The sequence below is a fragment of the Timaviella obliquedivisa GSE-PSE-MK23-08B genome (assembly GCA_019358855.1).
Taxonomy (GTDB): Bacteria; Cyanobacteriota; Cyanobacteriia; order Elainellales; family Elainellaceae; genus Timaviella; species Timaviella obliquedivisa.
Map to the genome: position 1 here is coordinate 176,168 of JAHHII010000004.1, position 16,407 is coordinate 192,574.

Sequence of the window (16,407 nt, forward strand, 5' to 3'; positions counted from 1 at the left end):
CAGCCCTTTAAAGTTAAGTCATTTGACAAGTGCTGTAGATATAGATATTATGTTGTGTTTGTAGTCTTTGTGGTAACAAGGGGACATGAAAGTCCGAGCATCTGTACGTAAAATTTGCGAAAAATGTCGCGTCATCCGTCGTCGGGGTCGTGTAATGGTGATTTGCTCAAATCCTAAGCATAAACAACGTCAGGGTTAGAAGCTGTCTGCATCTGTTAGCAGAACTCAGAACGTGCCCAGGCAACTGTTTTAGAGTTGGATTCTAGCTATATTTTTAAGTCTGTCGCTAAAAGCAAAAATCAGAGAGGTTTGAAGCGTGGCACGAATTGCCGGAGTAGACCTTCCACGCGATAAGCGTATTGAGATTGGTCTGACATACATTTATGGAATTGGCTTAACTAGAGCCAAGCAGGTAATCGCCAAAACGGGGGTTAATCCTGATACCCGTGTTAAAGATTTAAGCGATGCTGATGTTTCTCTTCTACGGGAAACAGTTGAAAGTGATTATCAAATTGAGGGTGATCTCAGACGCTGGGAATCAATGAACATTAAGCGATTGATGGACATTGGCACCTACCGTGGTCGTCGTCATCGATTGGGGTTGCCAGTTCGGGGTCAGCGAACTCGGACTAATGCCCGCACTCGCCGGGGCGGTCGTCGGACGGTCGCAGGGAAGAAGAAAGCTCCTGGTAAGAAGTAAGTCATAGAGAATTTCAAGTAAAGGCACGAATATGGCGCGACAACCAACAAAAAGGACTGGAGCTAAAAAATCTAAGCGCAACGTACCCAGCGGTGTAGCTCACATCCAGTCCACGTTTAACAACACGATTGTGACAATCACTGACCCCAACGGTGAGGCAATCTCCTGGGCTTCATCTGGTTCTAGTGGCTTCAAGGGCGCTAAAAAGGGTACTCCTTTTGCTGCCCAAACAGCAGCAGAAAGAGCCGCTCAAGGCGCAACTTCACAAGGAATGCGTCAGGTTGAGGTTTTAGTCAGTGGTCCTGGCTCAGGTCGGGAAACGGCGATTCGGGCACTTCAGGGTGCAGGTTTGGAAATCACCCTTATTCGGGATGTAACACCCATTCCTCACAATGGCTGTCGTCCTCCTAAGCGTCGTCGAGTGTAGGCAGGAGTTGTTGCTTGATTATAGGTCACTCTTGATTCAAGCAATATTTAAGTGAGATGGGTTAGGGAAGTAGGTTGCTTTCCAGGCGGTTAAGGAAAAGGGAGGATCGGCTGTGCCACAATTTCAGGTTGAATGTGTAGAAACTGACATTGCAGATGACCAGAGTTCATACAGCAAGTTTGTTTTAGAACCCCTTGATCGGGGACAAGGCATCACTGTAGGGAATGCTTTACGGCGTGTTCTACTGTCAAACATCGAAGGCGCAGCTGTTGCTGCTGTTCGCATTGCAGGGGTAAGCCATGAGTTCATGACTATTCCGGGTGTGCGGGAGGATGTCTTAGATATTCTGCTGAACATGAAGGAAGTTGTTCTGAAGAGTTACTCGGCTCAGCCTCAAATTGGTCGAATCCGAGTTGAAGGTCCTGTCACTGTGACTGCTGGTATGTTTGATTTGCCTACGGAGGTAGAAGCAATCAATACTGATCAGTACATTGCGACTCTAGCAGCAGGTGCAACTCTAGAAATGGAGTTCCGGATCGAGAGAGGTGTCGGTTACCGAGCGATCGATCGCAACCGTGATGACGCAGGCGCACTGGATTTTCTGCAAATTGATGCAGTATTCATGCCTGTTCGTAAGGTGAATTACACCATTGAGGACGGTCGAGTAGGCAACTCGGTTGAGAAAGATCGTTTAGTCATGGAAATTTGGACAAACGGCAGCTTAACCCCTCAAGAGTCTCTAAGTCAGGCAGCAAATATTTTAGTGGATCTATTTAACCCACTGAAAGAAATTGATTTTCGACAAATTGATATTGAGGATGATGGTGAGATTGATCCTAACAATCAAATTCCCATTGAAGAACTCCAACTCTCCGTCCGGGCATATAACTGTCTGAAACGGGCACAGATTAACTCTGTTGCAGATCTCTTGGATTACACTCAAGAGGATCTGCTTGAAATCAAGAATTTTGGAGCAAAGTCGGCTGAAGAAGTCATTCAAGCTCTCCAAGATCGGTTGGGCATTACCTTGCCCCATGATAAAGCTTCTCGTCCTACGTAGGGCAGGAATATTGCAGGCTAGCCTGTGTTTACTATTAACCTCTAGTTTCTAATTGCTATGCGTCACCGTTGCCGCGTTGCCATGTTGGGGAAACCCGCTGACCAACGCAAAGCGCTTTTAAGAGCGCTCACTACTGAATTAATTCGTCATGGTCGGATCACCACTACCAAAATCCGTGCTAAAGCGGTGCAGGCAGAGGCTGATCGAATGGTCACGCTGGCGAAGGATGGATCGCTTGCAGCTCGTCGTCGAGCTATGGGCTACATTTATGATAAGCAGTTGGTTCACGCCCTGTTTGAGGGAGCACAAGAACGGTATGGTGCCCGTCAAGGTGGCTATACTCGGGTGCTGCGAACCATCAACCGGCGGGGTGATAATGCTGAAATGGCAATTATCGAACTAACTTGATTGTGCTATGTCAGTAAAGCTGTCTCAAACGATGAACTGTTTAGATGCTGAAGTTTCTTTGGCACTTAAACAGCAACGAGTTGCTTTAGTCATTCAGTACTTGGGCACTCATTTTCATGGTTGGCAGCGGCAGCCGCACCACCGTAGCGTTCAAGAAGAAATTGAAGCTGCGCTTCAGTCTGTTCTTCAATGCTCTGTTAAATTGCATGGTGCAGGCAGAACAGATTCGGGAGTTCATGCTGCTGCCCAAGTGGCGCATTTTGATGCTGAAACGCTGATCCCTGCTCATCGCTGGGCTGATATTTTGAATGGGCGTCTATCATCAGACATCGTTATTCGGGCAGCAGCAGTAGTGCAAAACAATTGGCATGCTCGGTTTTCGGCTCTTTGGCGGCGCTATCGGTATACGATTTATACAGAGGCGCGCCCCAACTTGTTTGTTCGACCTTTTGCCTGGCATTATTACCATGCTCCGCTGGACGAGTCGCTGATTCAAGCTGCTTTAGCTCCGCTCCTGGGTCGTCGTCATCTGGCGGCATTTCATCGGACTGGTTCTAGCCGTCCTCACTCTTGGGTGGATGTTCAGGCAGCGGAATGTACGAGGCAGGGAGCGGTAATACAAATCGAAATTCAGGCAAGCGGTTTTCTGTATGGCATGATGCGCTTGTTAGTGGGGATGTTGGTGGAAGTAGGGCAGGGATTGCGATCGCCTGCACAATTCACTGAAATCTGGACAAACCAGCGGCGAGACCTAGTGAAGTATGCGGCACCGCCTCAAGGGCTTTGCCTACTACGGGTTGGTTATCCCGATTTTCCCTTTCCGCCCGAGCTATGGTTTGATAGCCAGCCTCGATTTGTGTTTCCGCCCCTGAGTGAATCTGCTTATTGCCTTATGTAAGCTTCATACCTCGGACAAATCTAACCCTAAGTTTTTGAATGTGTTTAAAGGATATTAAAGCGCTATGAACAAGACCTATCTCCCCTCCCAGGAGTCGATTGAGCGAAATTGGTACATTGTTGATGCTAATCAGCAACGGCTCGGACGACTTGCTAGTGAAGTTGCTACTATTTTACGAGGGAAAAATAAGCCTACTTTCACACCTCACCTTGATGCAGGTGATTTTGTTGTCGTCATCAACGCTGAGAAAGTTGAAGTGACTGGGAAGAAACGTTCCCAAAAACTTTATCGTCGTCACTCGGGTCGTCCGGGGGGGATGAAGACAGAAACCTTTGAGAAATTGCAAGCCCGTATTCCTGAACGGATCATTGAACAAGCTGTTAAAGGAATGCTGCCCAAAAATACCTTGGGTCGCCAGTTATTTACCAAGCTGAAAGTTTATGCAGGTGGTGAGCATCCTCATCAAGCTCAGTCACCTCAAGTATTGACAATTAATACACTTCCTGGAGGGAAAGACTAATGCAAGCGACTGATAAAAGCGATCGCGTCGTTTACCTAGGCACTGGTCGTCGGAAGACATCGGTTGCGCGGGTACGCCTCGTTCCAGGTTCGGGTCAACTGATTATCAACAAGAAACCAGGCGATCTCTATCTTCAGTTTAATCACGGCTATCTAGCAGCAGCGAAAGCTCCTCTAGAGACTCTGGGTCTAGAAGGGGAATACGATATTTTGGTTAACGTCCACGGTGGCGGATTAACTGGGCAAGCAGACTCTATTAAATTGGGTGTGGCACGGGCGCTTTGTCAACTCGATCCCGATAACCGTAAGCCCCTAAAGGTTGAAGGCTATCTTACCCGTGATCCACGGGCAAAGGAACGGAAAAAGTACGGTTTGCACAAAGCGCGTAAAGCTCCTCAGTACTCCAAGCGTTAATCTGAAAAGGGCATTAATCTGGGAAGGTGAGTTATTGCCTCGCCTCTTCAGAAAAATTTCGATAGAATTGTAAAGGCATTACAGGCACAATCATGGCTAAAGATATTCATCCTAAATGGTATCCTGACGCAAAAGTTTACTGCAACGGCGAGGTCGTGATGACCGTGGGTTCTACTCGACCCGAACTGCATGTTGATGTATGGTCAGGTAATCATCCCTTTTACACAGGCACTCAGAAAATTATTGACACCGAGGGTCGTGTTGAGCGCTTCCTCCGTAAGTACGGCATGACAGATGCTTCGCAGGCTGCCCCCGATCAAAAGTAACGGTCTTGCTGAACAAAACTGCGGCGGTTAGCTCAATGATTAAAATCAGAGCTAGCCGCTATTTGTTGTTAATCAGAGACTAGATCCCCTAACTTCCTGATCTTGAGGTAACCTTCCATGGCTGAATCTTATCTAATCGCCAAACTCAATTCCGTTGAGCAAACCTTTAATGAATTAACTCGTCGCTTAGGTGACCCTGATGTGGCGCGTGATCCGACTGAGTTCCAAAGAATTGCCCGTGCCCGTGCGTCGCTGGAAGAAACCGTCAATACTTACGACGAATGGCGAAATACTCAGGCAGGTTGGGAAGAAGCCAGGTTAATTCTAAAGGAATCTGGGAGTGATGCCGAATTGCGAGAAATGGCAGCGCTAGAAGCAGAAGAGTTGGCTGCACACTTAGAAAGTTTAGAGCGGAAGCTGAAAGTACTGCTACTTCCTAGAGATCCGAATGATGACAAGAACATCATGTTGGAAATTCGGGCAGGAACTGGCGGCGATGAAGCAAGTATTTGGGCTGGCGACTTAGTACGTCTCTATTCTCGATATGCTGAAGGGCAGGGTTGGCGCGTCAAACTTGTGAGCGAATCTTTGGCTGAAGGTGGCGGCTTTAAGGAAGCCATTTTGGAAGTGCAAGGCAATATGGTTTATAGCAAGCTTAAGTTTGAGGCGGGTGTTCACCGAGTGCAGCGGGTTCCGGTCACTGAAGCAGGTGGACGGATTCATACTTCAACGGCAACGGTGGCAATTATGCCAGAAGTCGATGATGTAGAAGTGGTGATTGATCCAAAAGATATTGAACTGACGACAGCGCGATCGGGCGGTGCAGGTGGACAAAACGTCAACAAGGTTGAGACGGCTGTTGATTTGATGCACAAACCGACGGGAATTCGGATCTTTTGTACTGAGGAGCGATCGCAGCTTCAAAACCGTGAACGGGCAATGCAAATTCTGCGGGCTAAGTTGTACGAGATTAAGCTGCGGGAGCAACAGGCAGAAGTGACTTCGATGCGGCGATCGCAAGTCGGCACAGGTTCACGCTCTGAAAAAATTCGCACCTACAACTACAAAGATAATCGTGTTACCGATCATCGTCTAGGGCAAAACTTCACCCTGAATCCGGTACTAGAAGGTGAAGTGGAAGATCTTATCCAATCTTGCATTACCCAAGATCAGCAGGAGCGATTAGAAGAACTAGCTTCAGAAGCTTCGACCGCAACGTCGATTTAACGGTTCGGATCAGTGATTGTCAACATCTTAGTATCTCACCCAAGCAGCTTCTGTCAACCCGCTGTACCCAAGTTGTTGGGCAGCAGTTAACTTGCTTTAGGTTGTTTTTGCTGTGGAACAATGGGTTTTAAGGAAGACAATATTACAGATCTATTTGTTTCCATAGCCTGCTTAATAAATTCTGTAATGATGTCTTCGTTTTTTACTTGAGAGCCTACCCAACCGTCCTGAACAAGCCCAATGAACAACGTGTTATTGAAATACCTCCCCACATTATTAAAAGTCATTCTTCTTCCACCTTTAGGTCCTAGAGTTTGATCTGAACAAATTAGGAGTTTCCAGTAATCAAGAGGAATATACATCCCTTGAATCATATCTGTGGAAGTGATATCTATGATTTCTGCTGGACATAACTTAAAATAGAGATTACCTTGATTGAGTCTATAGTCTACGAGTTGATTGTCCAAAGGAAGAGATAGCTGTAAGTTGTCATTAAGTATTTGGTCTAACTTCTCCATTCGACTTAGTTCCTTTTTGTAAGACTCGTCATTCAGTCTATACATAAGTCCATCACTTTCTCGCATCATTCGTTTGTACTGGATTAATATGTAAGACTTGAATTTGTGAAAGTAATAGATTAAATCAACACCCGCTGTTTGCTCTACAACATGTCTATTGACATTCATAATAGTAAGCTGCTCATTGCCCTTTTCAAATATCGCAGTTCCGACCAAGTATCTTTGAATTCTCTTCCAATCACCAAATATCTCTGCATCATGGGCAATCATTTGGTCTTCTATGAGAACTGCACTTCTTAAGCCCTTTAAGAATGGAGCTAATTTCTCTTCAGGTGGTGTCCAATCTGTTAATTCAATTGGATCAAAATCAGCTATTCTTAAAGACAAATTAACAGCATCACGCTCTTGAAGCAGGATTTCTGCACCCGATCTATCTAACAAACTTCGGGTAATTTGCCTTAGACTATATAACCTGTCAAAATCCTCAGAAGCTTCCGGTCTTAGTCTTTTAATAGCACTTGTAACTTCATTCCATGTTTTCGGAGGTACTCGTTGTCCTGTCCCCGTCGAAGACTTGTTAAAATAACGTTTTACAGAAGATGAGAGTAATGTTTCTATTTCTCCAAATGGAATACATGGTGTGAATTGAACAAAATTAGACAGGCGAATTATGTATTTGTCTGTAACTACTTTTTTACTACGACGTGCTATCGCAGCGTAGTGGATATTGTGCGTGTCAAAAGAAATAAGGAATATCTCAGCATACTTTGTTTGCCAATCAGATGCGCTCATTGTATCTGTAAATGTTTTGTCATACTTAATACACCCTTTTAATAAAGATGCGCGGTTTGATTCATCAACAACCCAAATAAAGCCTCCATACTCACTCATATTAATTTAGACTGCGCCGTCCATTAGAAATTACTACATAGCTGTGTGTTCCTAGAGTAACCACACCAGCTAACATTGACCTAGTTATTTGGCAATCTACTCTGATTCAACTCAAACTTAAGTAATAACAAGTAGGTCTCTAGATTGTCCCTGCCAGGGACTCAAGCCGCCCAAGTTCTTTTTAGAGAGAAGTTTATCACATTACCCTAATTTAGGTGGATCAAGAACCTTTCGGTATATTACGCTGATTTAGATAGATCGCAAGAATCTTTCCGCATATTTACTTAAAGAGAGCCGCTGACGGCTCTCTTTTTGCTTAAAAATTACACCAATGCTGGCACTGGGATGTTCAAGTGAGGATACAGCGGATGAAAGTACTTAAAATTAGATGTAGGGTGCCCTGAATCTAATTCTAAGTGCCTTTAATCTAATTTTAAGTACTCTAAATTCAATTCTATGCGCCTTCAATCTAATTCTAAGTGATGTAAATCTAATTCCGATCGCCCTAAATCTAATTCCGATCGCCCTCACTTAAAGAATGGTTAGCTGAATACTTTTACGCGCTTCATTACACCAGATTCTTACCGCATAGCTATGATTTTTTCTCAGTATGCTGAGAAGCAAAAATACCAATCTCAACAGTATCATAGTGAACGATCGCCCTCCGCTATCTATACCGTAGAAAACAACTAAGTTTAACAACAGGAACTATCTACAATACGTGAGGTAGAGATTGGGCGATCGCTTCTGCCATAACCCGATCGCTTCTGACAGTCTGCGGCAATAGCGTTGTTGCGCGGCTGACGTAATGACTGATTCGTCAAGATGAAAGAAACTGGTTTTACAAGACGAGTATATAGGCTCAATTAAGATCTAGCTTCTTAGGAGACTGAATCAGTTTGGCATAATACTCTAGGAGACAATTAGCCCGAATCAATGCGGCACAATACCTCAGCCGGAGGATTAACCAGAATTCTTCGCTTCTTTTGGTAAAGCTTGACTTCTAAGCGATCGCCACTTACCCAAATCAAAACAAACCCTAACTATTTCAATCGCAATTCCAGCGCTGCCCGTGCCTGCTCCCGATCATCAAAATGAACCTTCTCCGTCCCCAAAATTTGATAATCCTCATGCCCTTTTCCAGCAATTAGCACCCCATCTCCCGGCTGCGCTTGCAAAATAGCAGTCCGAATTGCCTCCGCCCGATCACCAATCACCGTCGAGTTTGTCGCATCTGGAATTCCTGCCACCACATCCTGCAAAATCTGCTCAGGGTTTTCGGTGCGCGGATTATCAGAAGTGACGACTGCCCAATCAGATAACGTTGCCGCGATCGCCCCCATCTGCGGACGTTTTGTGCGATCGCGATCGCCTCCGCAGCCAAACACACAAATCATTTGACCCTGAATAAACGGTCGCGCCGCCCGTAGCATGTTTTCCAAGCTGTCCGGCGTGTGGGCATAGTCTACAATCACGCTGATATCTTGATCAGGCTGAATTTGCACCTGCTCCATGCGTCCAGGTACGCCCGTAAAGTAAGGGAGAGATTGGGCGATCGTCTCCAACTCCACGCCCATGTGCAACGCCGCCCCCGTCGCCGCCAACAAGTTCGACAAATTAAATTGTCCAACTAAAGGCGATTGAAATGTTGTCTTTCCTTTTGGAGTATGCAAAATGCCCTTCACCCCTTCCGACTCATACACCAAATCACTCATCCACAAATCAGCCGCCGCATTTTCTACGCTGTAAGACCACACCTCGCCAGCCGCCGAGTCTAACAGCCGTCGCCCATAAGCATCATCCAGATTCACCACAGCCCGCCCCTTCAAATAATCTGTATTGAACAGCAGCGCCTTTGCTTCAAAGTAATCTTCTAAATCTTTGTGATAGTCCAAATGGTCTTGCGTCAGGTTTGTAAATACAGCTACTTCAAAAGGACAAGTGAATACTCGACCCTGTGCCAATGCATGGGAACTCACTTCCATTACCAGAGTTTTACAGCCAGCAGTTACCGCTTCGGAAAGCTGCTGCTGTAGTTCTAGGGCAAAAGGCGTGGTGTGAATGGCGGTCTTTTGGTGCCCTTGCCAACGAGAATAGAGCGTTCCCAGTAACCCCGTAGGCTGTTGCGATCGGGTGAGGAAAAACTCAATGAGGTGCGTCGTAGTCGTTTTGCCATTTGTCCCCGTTACACCCACCAGCTTTAAGGTCTGAGCAGGATTGCCATAAAAAGCTGCTGAGACAAGGGCGCAAGCTTGAACCATGTCAGGACAGGAAATTACGCAGGCGTTGCCAACAGAGAACTTTTGAGCCGCAGTAGGAGAAACCAAAGCCGCGATCGCCCCAGCCGCGATCGCGCTTGTCCAAAAGTCGCCGCCGTCTACCCGCGTTCCTGGCATTCCGATAAACAAATCACCCGGTTTACAGGCATGAGAATTGGTGACAATGCCCGTCACTTCAGCTTCTAATGCTGGATGTTGAGGTAACGCCACAGGCAACACAGCCAGTAATTCTTTTAATTTCATTGCGATCTCCTGATGCCTCTACTGCACGTCGCCTATTTTTAACTCTTTTCAGCGCGATCGGCACAATATTTTGTTAACAATTGGGCAATTTGTGGCACAGACGATCGGGGAGAAAACCGAGGCAGCGGTACAGCAGCAGGCATCATCAGCACGACTGGAACTTCGTACTCATACAATTGAAACCACTCATTACGGGTAGTAATATCTCGAACTTCTAGCTCAACGCCCTGAATCTGTCGCAGCTTTTCTTCCAAGCCTTCACACAAATGACATCCAGGCTTACTGTACAAAACAAGCTGCATATTTTTCTCTTGTATAAATGACGAGACGATCTACTAATCATCTACCCTACGATTATCTAACGGCAAGAAAATAGTTAGCACTTCTCCCTGCTGAGGATGCTGCCGCACAATTAACTTACCGCCTAACGCTTGGAAAAAATTCTTTGTCACAGGCATACTCAAACTCAAATTCCCTGTTTCTGGCTGAAACATTAATAGCTGCCCTAACGACTTAAGCACGGGTGCAAAACCATATTTGTCTTTACCGTCGACACTACAATCAGCTTGTGATTGCGACTTAAATTGCAGCTTCAATTGATGCCCTGCTAACGTTACCTGTACCTCAATATGACTACCCGGCGGCAAGCTATGGGTAATGCGATCGATTAATCCCGTTAACGCCTGGTCTAACATCGTCGGATCAGTCACAACCATCGGCATTTTCTGCGGCAAGATAATGTCTAGCGTATGGCGATGCTGCTGGGCTTGCTGCTGCCAGCGGGGTGTGTTCTGCTGAAAAACCTGTGCCAGACAGATAGGCGCGAGGGGTGAAAGGGGAGTGCTAGTATCGGTAGTTTCTAGCTCCACGGCTTTGAAAATTAGGCTGAACCGATCGATTTGTTCAGTGCATTCTTGATCGATCATTTTTAGACGCTTAATGACATCTGCACCCAGTTCCTTGCGTTTTAGTAATAAGCGGGTCAGGGTACGAATCGTAGTCAGCGGCGTGCGCACTTCGTGGGCGATCGCTTGTAATAATTCTGTATCTGCCCCCCCCTTCTTCTGCGATTTTTTGGCTTGCCAAGGCTTACTGAAAGACGATGCAAACGACATTGCTGCAAACTTAGCTCCCGTTTGAGCCGCTTTGGGCACAATGTGAACCCGCTTCCCCTCTGTTTCCGAGTCAGATAAATTCGCTAGCATTAAGCGGCTAAACTGCATCACGGTACGATAGTCGGGCGCAACTGTAGGGAATTGCTCGACTAATCCATTGAGCAAACTCAGCGGCTGAGGCGCAACCAACATAAGACGAGCTTGCAACGATCGCCAGACTTGCCAGACAACTTCTGGTTCAAAGGAAAATAAGAATGCAGGCGTGCCATCCTCTGTTTCGCCCAACGCCATCGCCAAACTAAAGTGAGACGTTAACACTAAACAAAATGGCTCAGCCGCCAGCGGGTCATCGGGTAGCAAGGGTAGAGTGGGCGGCGCAGTCTCACAACCCTTGCCCCCCATGGCTGCCGGAAGCCGCAGAGAAACCTGACCTGTGTTACCCACGGTAAAAGTCCAAGTCGCCACTTGGTTAACTAAATCAGGTTGAGTTAAGACTGGCAAAGGCCCAGAGAGCAGAATACCCTTCACTGAGCCAGGAGTTTCTGTCGACGCGATCGCCTGTTGCAAAAGCTGATTCAAAGCCGCGATCGCCCCAAACCATTCGCGCTCAGCCTTAACCCGCCGCTGTGCTACAGACCTAGGGCGTGAGCTTAAATTTGGCTTATCAAGAGCCAGAATTTCACTAAAAGTTGGCAGATACCACTTGTACACAGGTTCCATCCGATTGATCGTAAGCGTAGCTTCTTAGAGCGCACCCTTCGAGATACCCACAAGGGGTCGCTCCTCCAACGTTGCTATTACGACAATACTGGCATGGGACAATCACAGCCAACCGACAAACCGAACAAAAGAGTCGCAATCACCGATTGCCCAACCCAGTAACTTAGCAATAAGGCGTGTATCCTCCTAATGAGCAATCCCTCTTTGGGTTACCTGAATCCGCGAAAAGTCATAGACCCAACTTTCCTGTCTTCCATCTCCTCATAAGCTCCTGTGTCGATCGCCACTTGAGGCAGACTTTTGATGAGCAGATCCTGAATTCCCCGATGAATTAAAGTCTCCACTTGTTGACGCTGTTCAGGAGAACAATGCAACGGCTCTTCTAAACGAATTAGTAAAAGGATTCAAAACTCGATTTTTTGAGGGTATTTGAGATCAAGAATTCTTGTGGGAGTTAGATTTCTTAGAGACTGCACCCGTAAATTTCAGCAAAACATACATCTGAACTTTACAAAAGCCCAATCGTTGCTCAAATATAGTTATTGCTCAAATAAAAAATTAAAAATGAGTGTTATTATTTGCCCTGGAGTGCATCCGCCGGAACTAACTCAAGATTTTTTAGAAGGAATCGGCAAATTGCTCAACCTTAAAGAGGTTTATGTCTTTCCAACAAGACAATTTCCAGCATATTCAGCCCTTCACATCTTAAAGTTTTTGAGTGTACAGCCCTCGGCTCAGAGTTCGCAATTACAACATTGCACCTTGCATCCGCTGCTGTTAATCGGGTTTAGTGCCGGAGTGGTGGGAGCCATTGGTGCAGCCCAAATCTTACAAACCCTTGGAGTTCAAGTGAAGGCTGTGATTGCATTTGACGGTTGGGGAGTACCACTACTAGGTAATTTTCCAATTCATCGAATTAGCCACGATCGCTTTACTGATTGGAGTTCTACCCTTTGGGGAAGGAGTGATTCTAGCTTTTATGCCGACCCCGCTGTCACCCATTTAGAACTGTGGCGATCGCCCCAAACCATTTCAGGGTGGACTCATGAAGCCATAGACGCAGCCTCAGCGGCTCGGCTCAGCGGATATGGACAAAAACAGTATTCCACGACCGCTGCTCAGTTTTTGAAACACCTGCTCATTCACTATCAAGAGGCAGAAGCTGCGTCCATCACTTAAAAACACATTATTTTCCACTAGAAACCTTACTTAACAATCGTCTATTGCCACGTTAGTACTGGCTATACGAGAGTATTCGGAAACCGTCCAACATCATTAGGGTAGTCTTACATGGATAATCGACCGGGATCAGGAACAAACGGTAATGGACATACTAATGGGAATGGCAACGGCAACGGTAAGAGCAACGGGTCTATGCATAGCAAAATTTCTTCTAAAAATGGCTCATACCCAGTTTTAGAACGAAGATGGCGGCACATGCCGAAAACGACTCACTCGCGATCGCTACCCCTACTACCCGTAGCCATTTTATGTCTAGCCATTGGGACAGCCGTTGGCATTACTACCCTCAAAGACTCTAACCTGCCTACCCTTAAACCCTCTTCTCAAACCGACACATTTCGTTGGGCAGTCAATCGTGCGATGAGCGCTGCCGACATGACTCAAGTCGCTAAAACCAAAGATGAATGGCTGACTATTGTAGATTGGTGGAAAGACTCAATTCGCCTGATGCAATCGGTGGCTTACACCAGCGAAGACCGCAAGATTGCCCAAGAAAAAATTAAAGAGTATCAACAAAATCTTGCCTACGCCCAACGCAAAAGCCAAGCTAAAGATCCTGATACCTCTGCAACCGTACATCTGTGGACAACGGGATCTCGGAAAGCCGATGTCTTGAGAATTCAAGGCAAACCAACTCAATCAGTGCGATATGATGCTTTGTGTCAAGAAGTTCTGACCTATGGCAGCAGTACTGTAGAACTCAATAACAGCATTGTTGTTAACTTTGAAGACATCGATCGCAACCTCAAAGCCGCCAAAGAATCTATGCCCACGACCGCTATGGCAGATGGTTTGTCTTGGACGCTAGGCTCTACCAAAGAAGAGGTTTTCAGAGTGCAAGGCACACCCGCTCGGGTCGAGCGTTATGATGCGCCTAGCAAAGAAATTTTGCACTATGGCAACAGTACAATTCAAATTACCGATAACCGAGTGACCAGCTATGCCAACTTTAGCGGCAATCTTAAAGTTGCGGTAAGACCCTTGCCCAGCGAAAAGTTTAGTGACCCAAATAGCCAACCGAACTCTTGGTCATTGGGAGCAGACCGCAACGAAATTTTTAGAGTACAGGGCACTCCGACCGAAGTCAGTTTAGATGGGTCGTCATGCCGTGAAGAATTAAGATATGGCAGCAGTGTGGTAGAGCTACAGAACGGCGTAGTTGCTGGGTATAACAACTCAGGTGGCGATCTGAGTGTTCAGGTTAAGTAGCTCTGGATTAAGTAACTAGCGATATTTCAATTTGCATCCCAAAATTACCCCTGTCAATCCTAAGGTCACGGCGTTTGCCAGCACAATGGGTAACTGCCCTAGCAACAAGCCATAAATTAACCAAAGCAAGATACCGCCACTGAATGTTACCAACCAAGTCATAGAAATATCTTTAGCTGACTTCGATCGCCAAACCTTCAAAAGCTGAGGCAAAAAAGCGATCGTCGTCAAAGTCCCAGCGATCATTCCTAACAGTGTGATGCCCACAGATCATCTCCTCAAAACGGGTTTGCACAGTAAACGTTATCAAAAGCAGAATTTGGGGTCTAATGAATGCAGGTCTTTGAATGGTCGTCTGCGGAGTGGCAATGGAGTGGCATATCACCGACGCTCAAAGTTTGAGGGTCATCGATCGGGAAATGGGCGAGAATTCATTCTCTCCGTCTGAATATGAGATTGTGCGTCGGGTCATTTATGCTACCGCCGATTTTGAATACAAGCATTTAATTCAATTTTCTGACCAGGCGCTCCAGGGCGGAGCCGCTGCCCTTGCCGCTCGTAGTACTTTAATTGTGGATGTGCCCATGGTGCAGGTTGGCATTGCTGGTAATATTCAAAACACCTTTGCCAATCCAGTCTATTGCAGTATGGAAACCCTCACCCGTCCACAAAAAGATAGAACGATCGCGGCATGGGGAATTGAAACTTTAGCAAAGCGCTACCCTGAAGGAATTTTTATTGTGGGTGAGTCACAAACGGCTTTGGCGGCTCTAGTTGACCTGATTGTTGCCGAAGAAATTAAGCCAGCTTTAGTGATTGGCACTCCCGCCCAGTTTATTAGCCAAGATAAAATCGTGCAACAGCTTCAAGATTCTTTGGTGCCCCATATTCGGATTGAGGGACGTAAAGGCAGCGCAGTCGTAGCAGCGGCGATCGCCAATGGTCTGATTGAACTCGCATGGCAAGCCTACGGGAAAGAAACTGGAGCGTGATCAGCCTTTACAGCCTTTATAAAAGTTTAAATATAATAAAAGGAGAGGCAATCCTCATCAGTCTGCTCGTGAGATGAGGTTGAGTCGGCAACGCAGCGAGATAGACCTCTCCCCAGCCCCTCTCCTGAAGGAAAGAGGGGCTGAGCAGATTTAATCCTTTCATTCACCCATGCGCCCGATCGCTAATAATCTGTCTCTTCCTCATATTCCACCACCCGTTTGCGCTCAGGAATCTCAACCTTGGGGGCACGGTAAGGCTTAGGGTTCTCATCATCTTCCCAAAGGTCTTTTTCAGTATCTGTATCGAGTTCTAGGGGCGGTGATTCTTCTAGAACTGGATTTGCGGCATTAGCCACAGGGGCATCACTGATGATTTGGTAATCAACGTCTTCGTACTCCTCAAGGTCATCGTCATCACCCCAGTTAGCGGCGGGTTCTTCGTCGTAAGGGAGAGGAGCCTGTTGGCGTAAGGGTTCGCGTTGCCGTTGGGGTTCGTTCCAGTTGTCGTCGTCCCAAGTTTCTTGAGCGGCGATCGGGGTGCGGGTTTTTAGGGGTTCGACAGGAACACGCGCACCCGAAGGCAGCTGGTTTTGCGTAGACATAGGCTTGGGATAGGCATTCATATCGTCTTTTTCCCCAGGCGATTTACCAATGCCGATCCGTTCTAGTAACCCGACGGAAAGTTGGTTCAGTTTTTCTTCCGCCCCTTCAAACACAATGAGGCGATCGGGTCCACTACTGACCACTTCATCCATTGATAGCTCATAGGTACTAATGAGTTGATCGGGAATTTGAGGCAAACCAAAAGAAGCAATAATAATCGTTTCGACTTTTCCACTTAAAGGGGAAAACCGAAAGCCCCGAACTTTGCCCAGCATATCGCCTGTTTCTGTGATCACTTCGCTGTTAATCAGGCTGCTGTAAAGCTCAGTGTTGAAGCTGTCTTCAACGACCGTGTCGGTATCTACTAAAATCACGTCGCCCACTTGGCGAACGCTGCTCAGAAGCATGGTTTGTTGGATGTTGGAGAGAACGCCAGAAAGAATATTCTCGCGCATCCCGATCGCCACGACCTCGCGCTGGTCTACATCAATCCAGAGTTGACTAACCACGCCCAAGCGTTTGCCATTGTCGCGGGTAATGATTTGAGTGCCAATAATATCAGAGCGTTGCCAGGATTGTTCAGATGTCATTTTCGAGTCCTAAATTTCGAGTCCTA

19 protein-coding genes are annotated in these 16,407 nt (G+C 46.6%); 13 read left to right on the top strand and 6 right to left on the bottom strand.

The window, feature by feature from the left end; genetic code table 11:
- Positions 1-85: 85 nt before the first annotated feature.
- The 10 genes from rpmJ (at position 86) to prfA (ending at position 5,979) form a co-directional block, all read left to right on the top strand.
- Complete coding sequence (gene rpmJ / locus KME11_09170) at positions 86-199, top strand: 50S ribosomal protein L36 (GenBank protein ID MBW4515381.1); 114 nt, start codon at positions 86-88, stop codon at positions 197-199.
- 117 nt (positions 200-316) lie between these two features.
- A complete protein-coding gene (gene rpsM / locus KME11_09175) occupies positions 317-700 on the top strand; it encodes a 30S ribosomal protein S13 (protein MBW4515382.1) in 384 nt (127 codons plus the stop codon).
- Positions 701-731: 31 nt separating this feature from the next.
- Positions 732-1,127 carry a 30S ribosomal protein S11 gene (gene rpsK / locus KME11_09180; GenBank protein MBW4515383.1) on the top strand — a complete coding sequence of 132 codons (396 nt, stop codon included), beginning with the start codon at positions 732-734 and terminating at the stop codon, positions 1,125-1,127.
- 112 nt (positions 1,128-1,239) lie between these two features.
- Complete coding sequence (locus tag KME11_09185) at positions 1,240-2,187, top strand: DNA-directed RNA polymerase subunit alpha (GenBank protein ID MBW4515384.1); 948 nt, start codon at positions 1,240-1,242, stop codon at positions 2,185-2,187.
- Between the two features lie 57 nt (positions 2,188-2,244).
- A complete protein-coding gene (gene rplQ, locus KME11_09190; GenBank protein MBW4515385.1) occupies positions 2,245-2,595 on the top strand; it encodes a 50S ribosomal protein L17 in 351 nt (116 codons plus the stop codon).
- 31 nt (positions 2,596-2,626) lie between these two features.
- Positions 2,627-3,493: a tRNA pseudouridine(38-40) synthase TruA gene (gene truA / locus KME11_09195; protein ID MBW4515386.1), complete on the top strand. Its 867-nt coding sequence runs from the start codon at positions 2,627-2,629 to the stop codon at positions 3,491-3,493.
- A gap of 64 nt (positions 3,494-3,557) precedes the next feature.
- Positions 3,558-4,013 (top strand): 50S ribosomal protein L13, encoded by a 456-nt coding sequence (rplM, locus tag KME11_09200; protein MBW4515387.1) that lies wholly within the window; start codon positions 3,558-3,560, stop codon positions 4,011-4,013.
- Positions 4,013-4,426, top strand: coding sequence for a 30S ribosomal protein S9 (gene rpsI, locus KME11_09205; GenBank protein ID MBW4515388.1), 414 nt, complete (start codon positions 4,013-4,015; stop codon positions 4,424-4,426). The genes rplM and rpsI overlap by 1 nt, the downstream gene beginning before the upstream one ends.
- 92 nt (positions 4,427-4,518) lie before the next feature.
- On the top strand, positions 4,519-4,752 hold the full coding sequence (rpmE, locus tag KME11_09210) for a 50S ribosomal protein L31 (protein ID MBW4515389.1): 234 nt from the start codon (positions 4,519-4,521) through the stop codon (positions 4,750-4,752).
- A gap of 117 nt (positions 4,753-4,869) precedes the next feature.
- Positions 4,870-5,979 (top strand): peptide chain release factor 1, encoded by a 1,110-nt coding sequence (gene prfA / locus KME11_09215; GenBank protein ID MBW4515390.1) that lies wholly within the window; start codon positions 4,870-4,872, stop codon positions 5,977-5,979.
- A gap of 86 nt (positions 5,980-6,065) precedes the next feature.
- Here prfA and KME11_09220 read toward each other — a convergent pair whose 3' ends face one another.
- From KME11_09220 to KME11_09235, 4 genes are all read right to left on the bottom strand, one after another.
- Entirely contained in the window at positions 6,066-7,388 is a 1,323-nt protein-coding gene (locus tag KME11_09220; GenBank protein MBW4515391.1) for a hypothetical protein, read from the bottom strand.
- A gap of 1,043 nt (positions 7,389-8,431) precedes the next feature.
- A complete protein-coding gene (locus KME11_09225; GenBank protein ID MBW4515392.1) occupies positions 8,432-9,910 on the bottom strand; it encodes a UDP-N-acetylmuramoyl-L-alanyl-D-glutamate--2,6-diaminopimelate ligase in 1,479 nt (492 codons plus the stop codon).
- Between the two features lie 38 nt (positions 9,911-9,948).
- Complete coding sequence (locus KME11_09230; GenBank protein MBW4515393.1) at positions 9,949-10,212, bottom strand: glutaredoxin family protein; 264 nt, start codon at positions 10,210-10,212, stop codon at positions 9,949-9,951.
- A gap of 33 nt (positions 10,213-10,245) precedes the next feature.
- On the bottom strand, positions 10,246-11,736 hold the full coding sequence (locus tag KME11_09235) for a HAMP domain-containing histidine kinase (GenBank protein MBW4515394.1): 1,491 nt from the start codon (positions 11,734-11,736) through the stop codon (positions 10,246-10,248).
- A 573-nt stretch (positions 11,737-12,309) separates the two neighbouring features.
- Between KME11_09235 and KME11_09240 the strand changes: the two genes are divergently transcribed.
- Positions 12,310-12,924: a hypothetical protein gene (locus KME11_09240; protein MBW4515395.1), complete on the top strand. Its 615-nt coding sequence runs from the start codon at positions 12,310-12,312 to the stop codon at positions 12,922-12,924.
- A gap of 111 nt (positions 12,925-13,035) precedes the next feature.
- A complete protein-coding gene (locus KME11_09245) occupies positions 13,036-14,196 on the top strand; it encodes a hypothetical protein (GenBank protein ID MBW4515396.1) in 1,161 nt (386 codons plus the stop codon).
- 15 nt (positions 14,197-14,211) lie between these two features.
- Here the strand turns inward: KME11_09245 and KME11_09250 are convergent, their stop codons facing one another.
- Positions 14,212-14,442 carry a SemiSWEET transporter gene (locus KME11_09250; protein ID MBW4515397.1) on the bottom strand — a complete coding sequence of 77 codons (231 nt, stop codon included), beginning with the start codon at positions 14,440-14,442 and terminating at the stop codon, positions 14,212-14,214.
- Between the two features lie 122 nt (positions 14,443-14,564).
- On the opposite strand from KME11_09250, the gene KME11_09255 reads away from it, so the two are divergent.
- Entirely contained in the window at positions 14,565-15,188 is a 624-nt protein-coding gene (locus tag KME11_09255; GenBank protein MBW4515398.1) for a precorrin-8X methylmutase, read from the top strand.
- A gap of 182 nt (positions 15,189-15,370) precedes the next feature.
- On the opposite strand, the gene KME11_09260 is transcribed toward KME11_09255, so the two are convergent.
- The gene (locus KME11_09260) at positions 15,371-16,381 is read right to left on the bottom strand and encodes a PRC-barrel domain-containing protein (GenBank protein ID MBW4515399.1); all 1,011 of its coding nucleotides are present in this window, start codon (positions 16,379-16,381) and stop codon (positions 15,371-15,373) included.
- Positions 16,382-16,407: the final 26 nt, after the last annotated feature.

What these genes read in the sequence shown, in the direction of transcription:
- rpmJ (MBW4515381.1), top strand. Translation starts at nt 86, where the DNA reads ATGAAAGTCCGAGCATCTGTACGTAAAATTTGCGAAAAATGTCGCGTC.
- KME11_09220 (MBW4515391.1), bottom strand. Translation starts at nt 7,388, where the DNA reads ATGAGTGAGTATGGAGGCTTTATTTGGGTTGTTGATGAATCAAACCGC.
- KME11_09230 (MBW4515393.1), bottom strand. Translation starts at nt 10,212, where the DNA reads ATGCAGCTTGTTTTGTACAGTAAGCCTGGATGTCATTTGTGTGAAGGC.
- KME11_09260 (MBW4515399.1), bottom strand. Translation starts at nt 16,381, where the DNA reads ATGACATCTGAACAATCCTGGCAACGCTCTGATATTATTGGCACTCAA.
- rplQ (MBW4515385.1), top strand. Translation starts at nt 2,245, where the DNA reads ATGCGTCACCGTTGCCGCGTTGCCATGTTGGGGAAACCCGCTGACCAA.
- rpmE (MBW4515389.1), top strand. Translation starts at nt 4,519, where the DNA reads ATGGCTAAAGATATTCATCCTAAATGGTATCCTGACGCAAAAGTTTAC.
- KME11_09240 (MBW4515395.1), top strand. Translation starts at nt 12,310, where the DNA reads ATGAGTGTTATTATTTGCCCTGGAGTGCATCCGCCGGAACTAACTCAA.
- KME11_09255 (MBW4515398.1), top strand. Translation starts at nt 14,565, where the DNA reads ATGGAGTGGCATATCACCGACGCTCAAAGTTTGAGGGTCATCGATCGG.
- KME11_09250 (MBW4515397.1), bottom strand. Translation starts at nt 14,442, where the DNA reads ATGATCGCTGGGACTTTGACGACGATCGCTTTTTTGCCTCAGCTTTTG.
- prfA (MBW4515390.1), top strand. Translation starts at nt 4,870, where the DNA reads ATGGCTGAATCTTATCTAATCGCCAAACTCAATTCCGTTGAGCAAACC.
- KME11_09245 (MBW4515396.1), top strand. Translation starts at nt 13,036, where the DNA reads ATGGATAATCGACCGGGATCAGGAACAAACGGTAATGGACATACTAAT.
- rplM (MBW4515387.1), top strand. Translation starts at nt 3,558, where the DNA reads ATGAACAAGACCTATCTCCCCTCCCAGGAGTCGATTGAGCGAAATTGG.
- KME11_09225 (MBW4515392.1), bottom strand. Translation starts at nt 9,910, where the DNA reads ATGAAATTAAAAGAATTACTGGCTGTGTTGCCTGTGGCGTTACCTCAA.
- rpsI (MBW4515388.1), top strand. Translation starts at nt 4,013, where the DNA reads ATGCAAGCGACTGATAAAAGCGATCGCGTCGTTTACCTAGGCACTGGT.
- truA (MBW4515386.1), top strand. Translation starts at nt 2,627, where the DNA reads ATGAACTGTTTAGATGCTGAAGTTTCTTTGGCACTTAAACAGCAACGA.
- rpsK (MBW4515383.1), top strand. Translation starts at nt 732, where the DNA reads ATGGCGCGACAACCAACAAAAAGGACTGGAGCTAAAAAATCTAAGCGC.